The organism is Bacillus sp. FG16 (assembly GCF_057809515.1).
In genome coordinates this window covers 1-464 of sequence record NZ_JBMDKC010000328.1, presented here as the reverse complement: position 1 = coordinate 464, position 464 = coordinate 1, and the positions used below count along the sequence as shown (strand labels likewise).

Genomic DNA, 464 nt, shown 5'->3' with positions numbered 1-464 from the left:
GATACTGCTTCAACTCTTCTACAGACTGATGAATGTGTTCTAAGAAGAGTTGTTGCATCTTAGTAAATTCAAAACGCTCCCCATTCTGACAAAGCTGTAAGATACCTGTTTGTTGTTCCCGCATATAACCACCACAGAATTCACAAATCTCTTGTACGACACCATTCTTATCAACTTGTATCGGAGTTGCACAGTATGGACAGTTCACGATTATCACACTACCTTTCGTTTAAGATTCTAAATTTATTATACAACTAACTACATGTAGTTACAAGTAGTTGAAAGTAATTTAAATCATTTATATAATTACATTAGAGGTGGTAGAAATGGAAAACCGAGGCTTAAAAAATCGTAAGACACTTTCGAATGCAATTGCTAAAGAACTTTGGTATGATTTAGACCAATTAGCGAAAGACACTCGTATTAATAAATCTAAATTACTAGACGAAGCTGTTAGCGATTTA

At 34.1% G+C, this 464-nt stretch carries 1 protein-coding gene and 1 pseudogene; one reads left to right on the top strand and one right to left on the bottom strand.

The window, feature by feature from the left end; translation table 11 throughout:
* Window positions 1-217: pseudogene (locus ACODS7_RS32575) on the bottom strand (hypothetical protein); the annotation flags it as partial.
* 109 nt (window positions 218-326) lie between these two features.
* Here ACODS7_RS32575 and ACODS7_RS32570 point away from each other — a divergent pair.
* Window positions 327-464, top strand: a 138-nt coding sequence (locus ACODS7_RS32570) for a ribbon-helix-helix domain-containing protein (protein ID WP_488828694.1), incomplete at its 3' end; no start/stop codon positions are given.